This is a genomic window from Thioclava sp. DLFJ5-1 (genome assembly GCF_002020115.1).
In the GTDB taxonomy this organism is placed as follows: Bacteria; Pseudomonadota; Alphaproteobacteria; order Rhodobacterales; family Rhodobacteraceae; genus Thioclava; species Thioclava sediminum.
On sequence record NZ_MPZU01000006.1, the window covers coordinates 170,755 to 187,108 of the forward strand.

14 protein-coding genes are annotated in these 16,354 nt (G+C 65.0%); 7 read left to right on the forward strand and 7 right to left on the reverse strand.

Annotated elements, in window-relative coordinates:
* The first annotated feature begins 229 nt into the window (after nt 1–229).
* Nucleotides 230–1,135: a GTPase Era gene (gene era / locus BMI86_RS17910; protein ID WP_078542546.1), complete on the forward strand. Its 906-nt coding sequence runs from the start codon at nt 230–232 to the stop codon at nt 1,133–1,135.
* Nucleotides 1,135–1,473, forward strand: a complete 339-nt coding sequence (locus tag BMI86_RS17915; protein ID WP_078542547.1) for a DUF1491 family protein — start codon at nt 1,135–1,137, stop codon at nt 1,471–1,473. Before era ends, BMI86_RS17915 begins: the two co-directional genes overlap by 1 nt.
* Here BMI86_RS17915 and BMI86_RS17920 read toward each other — a convergent pair.
* Nucleotides 1,463–2,086, reverse strand: coding sequence for a Pr6Pr family membrane protein (locus tag BMI86_RS17920; protein ID WP_078542548.1), 624 nt, complete (start codon nt 2,084–2,086; stop codon nt 1,463–1,465). The two genes, BMI86_RS17915 and BMI86_RS17920, sit on opposite strands and share 11 nt — an antisense overlap.
* A gap of 86 nt (nt 2,087–2,172) precedes the next feature.
* Between BMI86_RS17920 and recO the strand changes: the two genes are divergently transcribed.
* Complete coding sequence (recO, locus tag BMI86_RS17925; protein WP_078542549.1) at nt 2,173–2,898, forward strand: DNA repair protein RecO; 726 nt, start codon at nt 2,173–2,175, stop codon at nt 2,896–2,898.
* 178 nt (nt 2,899–3,076) lie between these two features.
* Here the strand turns inward: recO and BMI86_RS17930 are convergent, their stop codons facing one another.
* From BMI86_RS17930 to BMI86_RS17940, 3 genes are all read right to left on the reverse strand, one after another.
* Nucleotides 3,077–3,580: a GNAT family N-acetyltransferase gene (locus tag BMI86_RS17930; RefSeq protein ID WP_078521463.1), complete on the reverse strand. Its 504-nt coding sequence runs from the start codon at nt 3,578–3,580 to the stop codon at nt 3,077–3,079.
* A gap of 57 nt (nt 3,581–3,637) precedes the next feature.
* Nucleotides 3,638–4,636 (reverse strand): NAD-dependent epimerase/dehydratase family protein, encoded by a 999-nt coding sequence (locus BMI86_RS17935; protein WP_078542550.1) that lies wholly within the window; start codon nt 4,634–4,636, stop codon nt 3,638–3,640.
* 120 nt (nt 4,637–4,756) lie between these two features.
* Nucleotides 4,757–6,421 (reverse strand): acyl-CoA dehydrogenase family protein, encoded by a 1,665-nt coding sequence (locus tag BMI86_RS17940; protein WP_078542551.1) that lies wholly within the window; start codon nt 6,419–6,421, stop codon nt 4,757–4,759.
* Nucleotides 6,422–6,629: 208 nt separating this feature from the next.
* On the opposite strand from BMI86_RS17940, the gene BMI86_RS17945 reads away from it, so the two are divergent.
* Nucleotides 6,630–7,388, forward strand: a complete 759-nt coding sequence (locus BMI86_RS17945; protein WP_078542552.1) for a sulfite exporter TauE/SafE family protein — start codon at nt 6,630–6,632, stop codon at nt 7,386–7,388.
* On the opposite strand, the gene BMI86_RS17950 is transcribed toward BMI86_RS17945, so the two are convergent.
* On the reverse strand, nt 7,385–8,485 hold the full coding sequence (locus tag BMI86_RS17950; protein WP_078542553.1) for a Hint domain-containing protein: 1,101 nt from the start codon (nt 8,483–8,485) through the stop codon (nt 7,385–7,387). The two genes, BMI86_RS17945 and BMI86_RS17950, sit on opposite strands and share 4 nt — an antisense overlap.
* Nucleotides 8,486–8,781: 296 nt before the next feature.
* Between BMI86_RS17950 and dapE the strand changes: the two genes are divergently transcribed.
* The 3 genes from dapE to rnr all read left to right on the forward strand — a co-directional run bounded on the left by dapE (nt 8,782) and on the right by rnr (nt 12,810).
* On the forward strand, nt 8,782–9,924 hold the full coding sequence (dapE, locus tag BMI86_RS17955; protein WP_078542554.1) for a succinyl-diaminopimelate desuccinylase: 1,143 nt from the start codon (nt 8,782–8,784) through the stop codon (nt 9,922–9,924).
* Nucleotides 9,921–10,337 (forward strand): GNAT family N-acetyltransferase, encoded by a 417-nt coding sequence (locus BMI86_RS17960; protein WP_143594858.1) that lies wholly within the window; start codon nt 9,921–9,923, stop codon nt 10,335–10,337. The genes dapE and BMI86_RS17960 overlap by 4 nt, the downstream gene beginning before the upstream one ends.
* Before the next feature lie 166 nt (nt 10,338–10,503).
* Nucleotides 10,504–12,810, forward strand: coding sequence for a ribonuclease R (rnr, locus tag BMI86_RS17965; RefSeq protein ID WP_078542555.1), 2,307 nt, complete (start codon nt 10,504–10,506; stop codon nt 12,808–12,810).
* 3 nt (nt 12,811–12,813) lie between these two features.
* On the opposite strand, the gene BMI86_RS17970 is transcribed toward rnr, so the two are convergent.
* Nucleotides 12,814–14,412: a phospholipase D family protein gene (locus BMI86_RS17970; RefSeq protein WP_168173887.1), complete on the reverse strand. Its 1,599-nt coding sequence runs from the start codon at nt 14,410–14,412 to the stop codon at nt 12,814–12,816.
* A gap of 111 nt (nt 14,413–14,523) precedes the next feature.
* Entirely contained in the window at nt 14,524–16,122 is a 1,599-nt protein-coding gene (locus BMI86_RS17975) for a phosphoenolpyruvate carboxykinase (RefSeq protein ID WP_078542557.1), read from the reverse strand.
* Nucleotides 16,123–16,354 lie beyond the last annotated feature (232 nt).

A 16,354-nucleotide genomic window follows, 5' to 3' on the forward strand; every position in this document is an offset into this window, starting at 1 on the left:
GCGGCCCGGGCAGCGCCCGACCGCCCCCTCGGGCGGGCGCTTTCGACACTATCGCGCGCGGACAGCTCTTGCGGATTTTGCCCGATTAAGCGCAGACCACACAGGTATCCCGCCCACCCGGCGGTCAGCCGCTACTCTCCGCCACATGACAAGATGACTGGCAACGCGCGCCGTTATAAGCTACCCCGCGCCCCGTATCGCTTTCGCGTATCGCCAAAAAGGAACACCCATGACCACACGCGCCGGTTTCGTCGCCCTGATCGGAGAGCCCAATGCGGGCAAATCCACGCTGCTCAACGCGATGGTTGGCGCGAAGGTCTCGATCGTCACCCATAAGGTGCAGACCACCCGCGCCCGCATCCGTGGCGTCGCGATGGAAGGCCAGAGCCAGATCGTCTTCGTCGACACGCCCGGCATCTTCCGTCCGCGCCGTCGTCTGGACCGCGCAATGGTCAACGCGGCTTGGGGCGGGGCGGCCGATGCCGACATGATCGTGCTGCTGGTCGAGGCGCATCGTGGCCTCACCCCCGGCGTTGAAAGCATCCTCGAAGCCCTTCGCGAACGTGACGGCTCGCAGCCGGTGGCGCTTGCGATCAACAAGATCGACAAGGTGAAATCCGAGGAGCTTCTGGGCCTGACCGCGAAGCTCAACGAGGCGTATCAGTTCACCAAGACCTTCATGATCTCCGCCGAGCGTGGCTACGGCGTGCAGGACCTCAAGGAATGGCTTGCGGATGAGATGCCCGAGGGGCCGTGGCTTTATCCCGAAGACCAGATCGCCGACCTGCCGATGCGCATGATCGCGTCGGAGATCACCCGCGAGAAGCTGACGCTGCGTCTGCATGAAGAACTGCCCTACCAGCTGACCGTCGAGACCGAGAGCTGGGAAGAGCGCAAGGACGGCTCTGCGCGGATCGATCAGGTGATCTATGTCGCGCGCGACGGTCACAAGGGGATCATCCTCGGCAAGGGCGGCGAGACGATCAAGGCGATCTCGAAAGCCGCGCGCGAGGAGCTGATCGAATTTCTCGATCGGCCCGTGCATCTCTTCCTGCAGGTGAAGGTGCGCCCGAACTGGCTGGAAGAGGCCGAGCGCTATTCCGAGATGGGTCTCGACTTCAAGGACTCGAAGTGATGAGCGAGGGGCGTCTGACCACGGATTTCTGGGTCCGCGCCTATCTCAAGCGGCTGGAGCTGGCGAATATCCCGGCCTATGTCACCGCGCATGGGCAGGCGTCTTCTGGGGCCGTGCTGGTGAAATGCGCGCGGCTCGACGGGACCGCGCAAAGCTACGAGCGGCGCGCGGATCTGATGACGGGCAAAAGCGCGTGGATGCTGTTGCATGACGGGCCCGAGGCCGAAGTCGATGCCAGCATCCGCAAGCAACGCGGCTTCGACCCGGACCTCTGGGTGATCGAAATCGAGAGCCGCGACGGGCGCACGATGCTGGACGAGGACGGCCTCAGCGGCTGATCCCGAGACGGTTGAGACCGCGGCCCAAGGTCACGATCACCAGCCCGCCGATCCAGAAGGCCACGAGGAACTTCACGCACCACAGGCCCAGCCCGCCCCATCCGAGCCTGTCGAGGTTGAGGAAGAAATACGGGTAGAACCCGGTCTCCAGCCCCCGGATCACCGCATAGACGAGATAGACCAGCGGCCAGGCCAGCCAGATCACGGCGTGATGACTCGTCAGCCCGCCTTTTGGCGCGAAAGCCAGCCACCAGACCGGCACGAGGATCGGGGCGACCGTGTGATACAGTAGGTTCGAGACGTAATCGAGCCCGTGCAGCGGCGCGTCGCCAGCCAGCAGCAGGTGGTAGACCACGCCGACGATCAGGATCCACAGCACTAGCGCCGCGAGGAACGGCTTCGCCAGTGCCCGTTTGCGCCATGCCATCCAGCCGAAGGCGAGGCCCACCAGCGTATTCGTCCAGATCGTGAAGTAGCGAAACATCAGCCACAGGATGCCCAGCGGCACGGCAGCGTGGGGGTGTTCGGCCATGTTGTTGACGAAGCTCGCGCCAAACGCCGCCAATTCGACGAGGGCGATCAGGGCGGCGAAAAGGATTGAGGCGCGTTTCATGGGTGTGAAGCTAGTGCGGCGCGCGACGTCTGCGCAATTCACGAAGCCGCTTGCGCCGCAACGTCACGGAAAGGATAGTCCCTCGCATGGACTGGCAAGACCTCGGCACGATCCTCTCGGCACGACCGCATGGCGAAAGCTCGATGATCGTCGAGCTGTTCACCTCGGCGCATGGGCGACATGCGGGCGTCGTGCGCGGTGGAGCGTCGCGCAAGATGACGGGGATCTTGCAGCCGGGAAACCGGGTCACGGCGACGTGGCGCGCCCGGCTGGAAGATCACCTCGGCAGCTACACGATCGAGCCTTTGCAGAGCCGCGCGGTGATCCTGTCGGACCGGCAGGCGCTGGCCGGGCTGAATGCGGTGACGGCGCTTCTGCGGTTCACGCTACCCGAACGTGAGTCGCATGACGCGTTGTTCATGGCCTCCGAGGCGCTGTTCGACGCGATGGCCGAGGGCGGCGACTGGGTGCCGACCTATCTGCGCTGGGAGTTGGGGCTGCTGGAAGAGATGGGCTACGGGCTCGACCTGTCGCGCTGCGCGGTGACCGGATCGCGCGACGATCTGGCCTATGTCAGCCCGCGCTCGGGCCGTGCCGTCAGCCGGCAAGGGGCCGGGGAATGGGCGCCGAGACTGTTGCCGCTGCCGCTGTGCCTGTTGGGGCAGGGGCCCGCGAGCCTTGGCGAGATCGTGCAGGGGCTGCGGCTGACCGGGTTTTTCCTTGGCGAACGGATGGCGCCCGATCTGGGGGATCGCCCCTTGCCCGAGGCGCGGCAGCGTTTCGTGGATTTGCTGGGGCGAAGTGCGCGGTAGCTCATAAAGCCTGGCGCGGGGCGACTAGCCCCGGGCCGCGCCCGACCCTCCCCCCGGGAGGGCGCATTGGCGATGTCATCACGGGCACGTAACGCGTACTGGCTTGCGAGATAAAGCGCCAAGCCACGGGCGGAGTACAGCGCCCACCCAAGGGTCGGGCGCAGCCCTCACCTTAAGCTCAAGGCCGCTCGCGATCGTCCAGCAGCAGCGTCAGCAGCGCCAGATCGAGCCAGCGCCCGAACTTCTTGCCGACCTGTGGCATCAAGCCGACCTGCGTGAAGCCCAGCCGCTCGTGTAGCCGGATCGAGCCCTCATTCGCAGCGTCGATCGCGCCGACCATGACGTGAAATCCGCCCTCTTTGGCACGCGCGATCAGCGCTTCCATCAGCTTCGCGCCTTTGCCGCCCGCGCGGTGGTCGCGGTGGACATAGACGGAATGCTCGACGCTCAGGTGATAGCCGTCATGGGGGCGGAACGGGCCGAAGCTCGCATAGCCCACGGCACGCCCGTCTTCCTCCCAGACCAGCACCGGATAACCCGCCGCCTGCCGATCCGCGATATAGGCGCGGCGGTTCTCGGGGCCGACCTCGATCTCGTTCCAGATCGCGGTCGTGTTGCGCACCGCGTCATTGTAAATCTCGGTGATCGCCTCTGCGTCTTGCGGTCTTGCGTCGCGGATCATCTGCGCCCCTCCAGTTCCTCGCGCCAGATTTGGCCGCGAAACCGGGCGAGCGCAACGCTATTTCTGCACGATGAAATGTCCGGTGCGGCGCACGGCCTCGGCGGCGGACACGAACTCTACCCCAAGATCGCGGGTCGCGGCCTCGTGGCTGAGGTGCATCTTCATCCCCAGCATCGGCTTGATCAGCGCGATCTGCTCGTCGAACAGCGCGAGGATCGAGACGATCCAGTTCGGCGCCTTCCGCGTCGGGATCTTGCGCTCGGGGAACTCGGCCTTCAGCACCTTCGCCATCTCGAGGAAGGACATGAAGCTTTCCGCGCAGACATAGCGGCGGCCGATGCTCTCGGTTCGGTCGAGCGCGGCGACATGGCAGGCGGAGACATCGGCGACATCGACCACCGGAATATCGAATTCCGGCGCCATCGGGTCCTTGCCCGCCATCAGCCGCTCGATCACCGCGACGGACGAGCCGGTATGGCGATCCATCGGCGTGCCGCAGACGAGGCCGGGATTGATCACCGTCAGACGCATCTCGTGATGATCTTCGATGAATTCCCACGCCGCTTCCTCGGCGAAAATCTTCGAGCGCGTATAAGGGCTGCAGGTCGGCGCGCGCGGGTTCGACCAATCGCGCTCGGTGATCGGGTCGGAGGTCACGCCATGCATCACCGCCTCCATCGAAGACGTCTGGATCACGCGGGTCACACCGGCGGCCTGCGCCGCAGCCAGCACCCGCTTGGTGCCCTCGACCGCAGGCTGGATCACCTCGGCCTCGTTCTTAGGTTTGCTGAGCGGGAAGGGGGAGGCGGTGTGGATCACGGCGTCGACCCCCGCCATCGCCGCGTCCCAGCCCTTGTCCGCCATCAGATCGGCCTCGACGAAGCTCAGCCGTTCCAGCGCTTCGGGGCCAAGGTCGCTCAAGGCGGCTTTCACCTCTTCGCCGCGGCTGGCCTTGCGCAGCGTGCCGCGCACGATCTCGCCCTGCGCCAGAAGGTCATAGGCAATGCGTTTGGCGATGAAGCCGGTGATGCCTGTGACCAGAATTGTGCGAGCCATGCGCCCTCCATTGTGCTGAACCTCGTCGTTCAGCTTGCGGGGGCGTTGGGCGGGTGTCAAATCAGAACGGGGCGATACGAGATTTGCCCGTATCGCCCCGTTGGAAAGAGTTGTTCTGGTTCAGCCCAGCAGTCTGCGCGCGATCACCTGCGCCTGAATCTCGGCGGCACCCTCGAAGATGTTCAGGATGCGCGCATCGCAGAGGATACGGCTGATCTGGTATTCCAACGCGAAGCCGTTGCCGCCATGGATCTGCAGCGCGTTGTCCGCTGCCGACCACGCCACCCGCGCGCCCAGCAGTTTCGCCATGCCAGCTTCCAGATCGCAGCGATGGCCGTGATCCTTTTCCCAGGCCGAGAAATAGGTCAACTGGCGGGCGATCATCGTCTCCACCGCCATCATCGCGAGCTTCGACGACACGCGCGGGAATTCGATCAGAGACTTGCCGAATTGCTTGCGGTCGATCGCGTATTGCATCCCGATCTCCAGCGCCGATTGCGCCACACCCACGGCGCGGGCGGCGGTCTGGATGCGGGCGGATTCGAACGTCTCCATGAGCTGCTTGAAGCCCTTGCCCTCTTCGCCGCCCAGAAGGTTCTCGCCCTTCACGCGGAAATTGTCGAAGCCGAGCTCGTATTCCTTCATGCCGCGATAGCCGAGCACTTCGATCTCGCCGCCGGTCATGCCCTCGGTGGGGAAGGGGTTGTCATCGGTGCCCGGCGTCTTCTCGGCCAGGAACATCGACAGACCTTTGTAATTGTCGGTGGCGGGATCGGTGCGCGCGAGCAGCGTCATCACATGGGTGCGCTGCGCATGGGTGATCCACGTCTTGTTGCCGGTCACCAGCCAGTCGTCGCCATCCTTGACCGCGCGGGTGCGCAAGGAGCCCAGATCCGAGCCGGTATTCGGTTCGGTGAACACGGCGGTCGAGAGGATCTCACCGGTGGACAGCCCCGGAAGCCATTTCTGCTTCTGCTCCTCGGTGCCGCCGCAGATGATCAGTTCGGCCGCGATCTCGGACCGGGTGCCGAGCGAGCCCACACCGATATAGCCGCGCGAGAGTTCCTCGGTCACGACGACCATCGAGGCTTTCGACAGGCCGAGCCCGCCATATTCTTCCGGAATGGTCAGGCCGAAGACGCCCAGTTCGGCCAGTTCCTCGATGATCTCCATCGGGATCAGCTCGTCCTTGAGGTGCCATTCATGCGCGTTCGGCTTCACGCGGTCCTCCGCGTAGCGGTAGAACTGCTCGCGGATCATTTCGAGGTCTTCGTCGAGACCCGACTGCCCGAAGATCGAGCGGCCCTGAACGTCGCGCATCAGCTCGACCAGACGCATCCGGGCGGCGTTGGAATTGCCTTGCGCGATCAGTTTCGCGGCGGCCTCGGACGGGGTCCAGCTGACGCCCATATCGGCAAGGCGCACCATCTCGCCCTGGTTCATCTGGATGCCGCCCACGATCTGCGCGAGATATTCGCCGAAGCCGATCTGCACGATCAGCTTCTCCATCTCGCCCAGTTTGCCTTCCTCGTCCAGACGTGCGGCCCAGCCGTGCAGCTGCTTGAGCGACTGCTGGTAGGTGGTCAGCCAAGCAAGGCCATGGGCGCGGTATTGGTTCGCCTCGAGCGCGGCGCCGGAAATGCGGCCGTCTTTCTCGGTTGCGGCGCGCAGGCTCGCGGTCGCGTCGGAGACCAGCGCCTCCAGTTCGGGCAGACTCGCCTCCGCAAGGCCCATCAGGTCGTCCAGAATGATCGTCGTCGGCATATCGGCCCCGTCATGTGCCATGAGTCGGCTCCTTATTCTGCAGTTGCAGCCTGTCTAGTTACTTCGCAACCGCAGCGCAATAAAAATTCGCCAGTGGCGACGATTGCGACGGATAATGTCGCGGAGGTTGTCAGCGCGGTCGGGTATCCGCCTGATTTCACGTCGCTTCACGGCTGTATCCCGCCGCGTAACCCGGTAGAAGCGACGCGGGACACAGAAGGGAACGCGCATGTTCGGGATGGAAGTTTGGCAAATATTCGCGGCGCTTGGCGTCACGCTTTTCGCAGGTTTCGTGAAAGGCGCGGTCGGTTTCGCGATGCCGATGATCATGCTGTCGAGCTTCGCGTCCTTCCTGCCGCCGCATCAGGCGCTGGCGCTTTTGATCCTGCCGACGCTGGTGACCAACGTGATGCAGGCCTTCCGTCAAGGGGTCGGCGCGGCGGTGGGGTCGATCAAGAATTACCGGCTGTTCATCGCGATGATCATCGTCTTCATCCCAATCAGCGCGACCCTCGTCGACGTGATCCCGCAGCCGGTGATGTACGCGCTTTTGGGCGGACCGATCCTCGCCTTCTCGATCTGGCAGATCTCGGGACGTCAGATCCCGATGCCGAGCCGCCACCGTGCGGTGACCGAGACGGGGCTGGGCATCGTCGCGGGGCTCTATGGCGGGATTTCCGGGATCTGGGGGCCGCCGCTGATCATCTACCTGATCTCGATCGACGCGCCGAAACAGGAGGCCGTGCGCATCCTTGGCGTCGTCTTCCTCACCGGGGCGATCATCCTCACCGGCTCGCATCTGGTCTCGGGCGTGCTGAACGCGCAGACGATCCCGCTGTCGCTTCTGATGATCCTGCCCGCGCTGGCGGGGATGAAGCTGGGCTTCAAGGCGCAGGACCGGCTCGATCCGGTGCGCTTCCGGTGGTGGACACTGATCCTGCTGAGCGTGGCCGGGCTGAACCTTCTGCGCCGTGCGCTGATGGGTTAAGCCACGAAGGGGCGCAGCCCCTGACGGCGGGCGGAGGCCAGCGTCTTCGCCTCATAGCCCGAGACGATCTTTCGCACCGGCTTGCGATGAAGCGGTACCCCGCCTTCGCGCACCAGCCCCGCAAAGGCCGTCGTCGCCGCCAGAAGCGGTTGCCGGGCGAGCCGCCCGATATGCAGGCTCTCCAGCTTGCAGCCATCCGCCATCAGCAGGTGATGGCCGCCCAGGAGCAGCCCGTGCCATTCCAGAACGCCCGGGCAATCGGGTTGCAGCGCAGCGCAGCCATCGGCCAGCGAGCGCGCCTCGATGAGCACCTCGTCCTCGCCGAAGATGAAATCCACCGACGGCCCGCTCAGCGCCACGCGGTGCTGCGGCATGACCCACAGATCCTGCCGCGCCGAGAAGACCGGCGCACAGAGTTTCACCGGACGCAGATGCCCGATCGCAGGCAGGCTGACCCGCCCCGACCACAGGACCGGCTGCGGTCCGGCATCGACGGTCTCGACCAGATCGCCCGCGCGCAGCCGCGCGGCAGGCACCACGCCCTCCGGCGTCTGAATCGGGGTCGCGGGGGCGAAACAGCCCGCTGGTCCCAAGGGTTGCAGATGATCGCCAAGCGCCAGCCAGTCGACGCGCGGCCCGATCCGCGCGGGCCCCGCCGGATCGATCAGGGCCGCGGCCTCGTCACGGGTCAGCGGCAGCGGCGCCACGCCCGCCTGCTGCCGGATCGTGCGCTGGTCGAGCGCCTCCAGCGTCAGCAGGCTTTCGCGCCCCGGCCCGTCCCAGCGCCATGTGAGCCGCATCCGCCCACCGGTCAGCCGCTCCTGTGTGGCGTCGATCGAGATCGCATGGACCGCCGAGCCGCGCCGCTGCGCCAGCACGATGCGCCCGTCGACATCGAGATTGAGCGAGAGGAAATTCCGCCAGCCTTCGCGCTGATGCAGATGGATCAATGGCAGGGGCGATTGCTCGCCGCGCATCAGGGTGAATTCCAGCATCAGGCTGCCGCGTGCGAGCAGCTCCGGCAGTCTGCGCTCGTCGAACCTGACCGCGCCGCGATGTGCGATCTGCGCACCGATCCAGCCCTGCTGCGCCCTCATCCGCGACGCTCCGAATGCTGCCTTGATCCCATGCCTGTCTCCGCGCCCGGGGAAGCCGACAAATGCCGATCACGCCGCGCGAAAAATCTGCGCGGCTCTCTGCCATGTCGTGTTCCGGGCTTCGCCCTGCTCGATATGCCCGATTCCGGGCTTTTGCTTTTGACATATCATGGCACCGCGACCTGCCTTTGGGTAGCCCCTGTCTCTGCGTCACATGCGCCCGGTGTCGAGCCTGCAACAGCCATTGCCCCGAGGGCTTCGGCGCTCTAAGCCTGTAGCGCTGAAAAGGAGTGCCCATGACGACCGATCCCATCCGCCTGAGCGCCGATCTGATCCGCTGCCCCTCGGTGACCCCGGAGGAGGGTGGCGCGCTGGTCTTGCTGGAAGGCCTGCTGAGCGGGGCGGGCTTCACCTGCACCCGCGTCGATCGCAACGGCACGCCGAACCTCTACGCGCGCTGGGGCGCGAAGGGGGCGGCGAAAAGTTTCGGCTTCAACGGGCACACGGATGTCGTGCCGGTGGGCGATGCCGCGGCCTGGACGCATGATCCCTTCGGCGCCGAGATCGTCGACGGCGTAATGTGGGGGCGCGGGGCGACCGACATGAAGACCGCCGTGGCGGCCTTTGCCGCGGCGGCGGTGGATTTCGTGACCGAGACGCCGCCCGACGGCGCGGTGATCCTCGCCATCACCGGCGACGAGGAGGGCCCGGGCCGTGACGGCACGCGGGCGCTTCTGGATTGGATGACCGCCGAGGGCGAGGCGATGTCGGTCTGCCTCGTCGGCGAGCCGACCTGCCCCAATGAGATGGGCGAGATGATGAAGATCGGGCGGCGCGGCTCGCTCAGCTTCTATATCGAGGCCGAGGGCGTGCAGGGCCATGCCGCCTATCCGCATCGCGCGAAGAACCCGCTGCATGCGCTGGTCGATCTGCTGGGCCGGATGACCGCAGAGCCGCTCGATCACGGCACCGATCATTTCCAGCCGTCGAGCCTGCAGATCACCACCATCGATTGCGGCAACCCGGCCAATAACGTGATCCCGGCCAAGGCCCGCGCGACCGTGAATATCCGCTTCAACGACGCCCATACCGGCGAGGGGCTGATCGCCTGGGCCGAGGCGATGGCCTCCGAGATCGCCGCCGAGACCGGTATCCGTATCGCGCTCAACCCCGATATCTCGGGGGAGAGCTTCGTCACGCCGCCCGGTCCCTTCGTCGATCTCGTCGCGAAATCGGTCGAGGCGGAAACGGGCCGCGCACCGGAACTGTCCACCTCGGGCGGCACCTCGGATGCGCGCTTCGTGAAGGATCACTGCCCTGTCGTGGAATTCGGCCTCGTCGGCGCGACGATGCATCAGGTGGACGAACGTGTGCCGCTCGATCAGATCGAAGCCCTCACGCGCGTCTATGCCCGCATATTGAGAGACTATTTCGCATGATCAAGATCGAGCCGGTCACCGATTACACCCCCTGCCACGCGCTGCGCCGGGCGGTGTTCATCGAAGAACAGGGCATCCCGGAGCCCGAGGAATGGGACGATCTCGACGATCAGGCGATCCATCTGCTTGCCAGCGAGGAGGGCACGCCGCTCGGCACCGCACGGCTTTTCCGCAAGGAGGAGACCGGCAAGATCGGTCGCATCTGCGTGGCGAAATCCGCGCGTGGCACCGGGCTTGGCGCGGCGCTGGTGCGCGACGCCTGCGAACGGTTCGCGGAGATGGGCTGCACCCGCGCCCATCTCTCGGCCCAGAGCTACGCGATCCCGTTCTACGAAAAGCTCGGCTTCGTGCCCTACGGCGAAGATTACGACGACGCGGGCATCCCGCATCGCGATATGGAAAAGCCGCTTTAGCTTCCTCTTGGCGAAAATATCCCGGGGGGCGCGTCAGCGCGGGGGCAGAGCCCCCTCCGCCTAAGCCATGCACGCCTGCGCACGCGAGGGCAGCGCCCCCTCGACACCCAGAATTAGCGCCACACTCTTTGAGTGACGCCCCTCACGCCCCATGTTAGGCAAACCCATGAGCAAACCCGCCCCCATCCCCTCGCGCCAGCAAATTCTCGACTGGCTGAACGACAACCCCGACCAAGGGGCCAAGAGCGATATCGCGCGGGCCTTCGGTGTGAAGGGGCAGGCGAAGATCGAGCTGAAGCGCATTCTCAAGGACATGGCCGAGGAAGGCCTGATCGAGAAGCGCCGCCGCAATTTCCGCGATCCCAACGTGCTGCCGCCGGTGTCCGTGCTGCGCGTGATGCGCGAGGACAGCCAAGGCGACCAATGGGCCGAGCCTGCGGAATGGACTGGCGACGGGCCTGCGCCGCTTGTGCTCTTCGTTCCGAAGGACGGCGATCCCACGCTGGCCGAGGGCGACCGTATCCTCGGCCGCCTGACCCCGGTCGAGGATGAGGATTACGGCTACGAGGCGCGGCTTATCCGCAAGATCGGGCAGGCCTCGCATCGCATCGTCGGCATCTTCCGCAAGAATGCCGAGGGCGGGCGGATCATGCCGATCGACAAGGGTGTCGGCAATGAATGGCAAGTGCCGGCGGCGGTCACGCAGGGCGCAAAGGATGGCGAGCTGGTCGAGGCGGAACAGACCGGGCCGCGCGGGCGCATGGGCCTGCCCAAGGCGCGCGTGATCGAGGTGCTGGGCGATCCGTCCGCGCCGAAGGCCGTGTCGCTGATCGCGATCCATCAGCATGGCATCCCCGACGATTTCCCCGATGCGGTCGTGGCCGAGGCCGATGCCGCAGAGCCCGCGCCTTTGGGGGATCGCGAAGACCTCCGCAAGCTGTCTTTCGTCACGATCGACCCGGCGGATGCGCGCGACCGCGACGATGCGGTGCTGGTGATCCGCGATGACGATCCGAAGAACGAGGGCGGCTTCCTGATCTGGGTCGCGATCGCCGATGTGGCGCATTACGTGACCCCGGGCTCCGAGCTGGACCGCGAGGCCCGCAAGCGCGGCAACTCCACCTATTTCCCCGACCGCGTCGTGCCGATGCTGCCCGATAGCCTCTCGGGCGATCTGTGCTCTCTGCACGAGAACGTGGACCGTGCGGTGCTGGCGGTGCGGATGAAGATCGACGCGCAGGGGCGCAAGGTCTCGCATCGCTTCACGCGCGGGATGATCCGTTCGGTCGGCTCGCTGGAATACGGGCAGGTGCAGTCGGCGCGCGACGGCAATCCGGACGAGAAGACCGAAGATATGGTCGAGGAGATCATCGACCCGATCTACGAGGCTTACGAGGCGCTCAAACATGCCCGCGCGATCCGTCAGCCGCTGGAGCTGGACCTGCCCGAGCGGCAGATCGTGATCGACGACGATGGCCATGTCGCCTCGATCCGGTTCAAGGAGCGGCTCGACGCGCATAAGCTGATCGAGGAGTTCATGGTGCTGGCCAATGTGGCCGCCGCCGAGGAACTGGAAAAGCTGCGCCGTCCGCTGCTGTATCGTGTTCACGAAGAACCCAGCCTCGACAAGATCGAGAGCCTGCGCGAGGTTGCGCAGGCGTCGGGCTTCACGCTGGCGAAGGGGCAGGTGCTGCAGACCGCGCATCTGAACAATCTGCTCAGCCAGTCCGAGGGGTCCGAGTTCGACGAGCTGATCAATATCTCGACGCTGCGCTCGATGACGCAGGCCTACTACGCGCCGACGAATTACGGCCATTTCGGCCTCGCGCTGCGCTCCTACGCGCATTTCACCTCGCCGATCCGGCGCTATTCGGACCTGATCGTGCACCGCGCGCTGATCCTGGGCCATGGCTGGGGCAAGGACGGGTTGAGCGCGTGGGATATCGAGAATCTCGAGGACACCGCGAAGCAGATTTCCGATACCGAGCGCCGCTCGATGGTGGCCGAGCGCGACACGACCGACCGCTATCTGGCGGCTTACCTGTCGGATCGCGTGGGCAGCGAGTTCACTGGCCGCATCTCGGGCGTGCAGAAATTCGGCGCCTTCGTGAAGCTCGACGAGACCGGCGCGGACGGGCTGATCCCGATCCGTGAGATCGGGCGCGAGTTCTTCCATTTCGACCGCGAGGCGCAGGAGCTGGTGGGCTCGGATACCGGGATGGTCATCACCATCGGGCAGCGCGTCAGGGTGCGGCTGTCCGAGGCCGTGCCGATCACCGGCGGGCTGATGCTGGAGCTGCTGGAAGTCGAAGGACAGGGGATGCCCTCTGGCGACGGCAAGCGCCGCAAGGGCCGCCGTCCCGGCACGCGTCCGCCGCGCAAAGGTCCCGGCAAGGGCCCGCGCAAACCGGCCCGCGACGCTGCCAAGAAGAAGGCGGTCGCGCGCAAGGTGAAGCGCACGCGCAAGAGCTGAGGCTTACAGCATCCACTCGATAGGCAGGCGCTGCGCGATCCAAAGGAAGATGCGGTGCGAGAAGGGTACGCCCGGCTCGCGCTTGCGCACGCCATGTCCGGGGCGCGACCAGCGCAATTGCTGCGCACGGGTGAGGCGCAGACGCCATGCGCGGGCGGGGATGAATTCCTTGAAGGTCTCGGAGATTTCCGTGGCGATCTCGGGCGCGTTGATCACGATGCCGAGCTCGGTATTCAGGCGCATCGAGCGCGGATCGAAGTTGAACGAGCCGATGAAGACCCGCGCGCGATCCACCGCGAAAACCTTGGCGTGCAGCTTGTTGCGCGAGAAGGGCGAGGTGCCGCGAATGTCGGAGCCAAGCAGCCGCTCGCGCCGGTTGCGCTCGCTCGGGCGGCGGTCTTCGGCATCGGCGGCGTATTCGTAAAGCTCGATGCCTGCGCGCAACAGCCCCTTGCGGCGATGTGCATAGCCGGAATGGACCAGCGCCACATCGGTCGCGGCATAGGAATTCGTCAGCACCTTGATGGTCGCCCCCGATTGCGCGATCCGCTTGAGATAGCGCACCCCCGTCCGCGTCGGGACGAGGTAGGGCGTGACGAGAACCAGTTCCTCCAGCGGTTGCCCCAGGGCGCGCACCAGATATTGCCAGAGCAGTTTGCGCCCCTGCAGAAGTCCGTGGATTTTCGACGGGTGGTCGTAGATCAACTGCGCCTCGGCGAAGATCACCCGCGCCTTGCCTGACAGCAGCCGCGACGTCCGGTCTGGATGCTGTAGGTCGTCCGCATAACGCTTCGCCTCGGGCTCCGAGAGGCGGACCTCTTCGGTCTTGATGATGGTCTCGGCCTCTTTCGCCTCGCAGCCGCCCAGCATCTTTTCCGCCGGGATCGCGGGGGGCGCGTTCCAATAGAGGTCGAACTGCTTGCCGATCTGCGCCAGAACCGGACCCGCGACGGCGACGTCGAGATCCATGTAGAGGCCGCTTTCGGAGAGGCTGTTGAAATAGTCGTCGCCGATATTGCGCCCGCCGAGGATCGCCATCCGCCCATCCGCGATCATCGCCTTGTTGTGCATCCGGCGGTTCAGGCGGCGGAAATCGGACAGGTAGCCCAAGAAGCGCGCGGTCCGGATCGGGAAGGGGTTGAAGAGGCGCACGTCGACATTGGGCAACTGGTCGAGGGCTGCCAGCGTGCGGTCCATCCCCGCCGTGCCGTTGTCGTCGATCAGCAGACGGATATGGACCCCGCGCTTGGCGGCCTTGCGCAGCGCGCCGAGCATGATCGCGCCCGCGGTGTCGTTCTGCCAGATGTAGTATTGCAGATCGAGCGAGACCTCCGCCGCGTCGATCAGTTCCAGCCGCGCCGCCAGCGCGTCGAGCGGATCTGCGAGCAGCTGGACCGCGCTCTTTGTCTCAATTCCAGCGAGCCGGTTCTGCAACGCCATCGCGAAGCGCCCGGTTTCGGGGGCGAGTTGCATATGGGACTTGGGGAACGGGCCTTTCGGACGCCGATGCGACAGCCGTGCGACGATCAGCGTCACACCGGCCAGCGCGATGAGGCCAGCGATCAGGGCGAAGCCCAGAATATGAAGCAGTTCCAGTTTCATGGCTGGCATCATGTAGGCGGTTCAAGGGTTTAGGAAAGTGGGCTTCGCGCATGAAAAAGGCCGACGTGATCGCCGGCCTTCTTAAAAATCTCGTGTTCCGGGTTCAGCGGATCAGCCGATCGCGGCGGCTTTCACGTCGTCGTCGATATAGGGCACGTATTGCGCGAAGTTGTCCGAGAACATCTCCACCAGCTTCTGCGCCTGCGCATCATAGGCCGCCGCGTCGTCCCAGGTGCGGCGCGGGTCCAGAAGCACGTCCGAGACGTTCGGGACCGAGACCGGAACTTCGAAGCCGAAGTTGGGGTCCTTGCGGAACTGCACGTCATGCAGCGAGCCGTCGAGCGCGGCTTTCAGCAGCGCACGGGTCGCCCGGATCGGCATCCGCGAGCCGGTGCCGAACGCGCCGCCAGTCCAGCCGGTATTCACCAGCCAGCACGACGCGCCGGTGTTGCGGATCTTCTCTTGCAGCAGCTTGCCGTAGACCTCGGGGCGACGCGGCATGAAGGGCGCGCCGAAGCAGGTCGAGAAGGTCGGGAGCGGCTCGACCACGCCGACCTCGGTGCCCGGGGTCTTCGAGGTGAAGCCCGACAGGAAGTGGTACATCGCCTGCGCCGGGGTCAGCCGCGCGATGGGCGGCAGGACACCGAAGGCATCGCAGGTCAGCATGATCACGTTCTTGGGCTGGCCCGCCATCGCGGTATCCGAGGCGTTCGGAATGTAATGCAGCGGATAGGCGCAGCGCATGTTGTCGGTGATCGAGTTGTCGTTGAAGTCCAGCTCCAGCGTCTCCTCGTCGAACACCATGTTCTCGACCACGGTGCCGAACATGGAGCAGGTGTTGTAGATCTCCGGCTCGGCTTCTTTCGAGAGGTTGATCGTCTTGGCGTAGCAGCCGCCTTCGAAGTTGAAGATGCCGTTATGCGACCAGCCATGCTCATCATCGCCCACGAGGATGCGCGAAGGATCGGCCGAGAGCGTCGTCTTGCCGGTGCCCGAAAGCCCGAAGAAGACCGCCGCGTCATCGGGATCGTCGATCGCGTGGTTGGCCGAGCAGTGCATCGCCATGATGCCTTCGCCAGGCAGGATGTAGTTGAGAAGGGTGAAAACGCCCTTCTTGTTCTCACCCGCATAGGCGGTGTTGCCGATCAGGATCGTCTTCTTCTCGAAGTTCAGCGCGATCACGGTCTCCGAGCGGCAGCCGTGCTTCTCGGGATCGGCCTTGAAGCTCGGGCAGTTGATGATCGTCCATTCCGGGTTGAACGCGTCGAGCTCCTCACGCTCGGGGCGGCGCAGCATGGTGCGCAGGAACAGCCCGTGCCAGGCCATTTCCGCCACGAGGCGCACGTCGAGCCGATGCTCGGGATCGGCGCCGCCGAAGAGGTCCTCGACGAAGTAATCCTTGCCTTTCATATGCTCCAGCATGTCGGCATGGAGGCGGTCGAAGGCTTCGGGCTCCATCGGGGAATTGTTCTCCCACCAGATGCTGTCTTCGACCGAGGCGGTGCGCACGACGAACTTGTCTTTGGGCGACCGGCCCGTGTGTTTCCCGGTGGTGCAGTAGAAGGCGCCACCCTTGCCGAGCGTACCTTCGTCGCGCTTGATCGCTTCTTGGATCAGCGCCGGTTCCAGCAGGTTATAATAGACATTCCCGAGACCTTCGATGCCTTGATCTTCCAGCCGTTTCGCGGGGTTAACGCGTCCAATGTCCATCTGATGCTCCCGATGCCGTCGCGCGGCGTTCACAGGGTTATTCCCGGCGCGTCGGGGCCTCGAAGCGCCGATCCGAGCAACAATGTTACCCGGATGGATCGCCTATAGCATGACAATTTTGCGAAGGAACAGAATGGATAGGGGGAGTTAGCGCAACCATTTCTAGGTTTAGCGCAATCACGGCGAAATGTCGCGGAAAGGTGAGGCAAATTAGTCAAAGGTTCGGAAATTC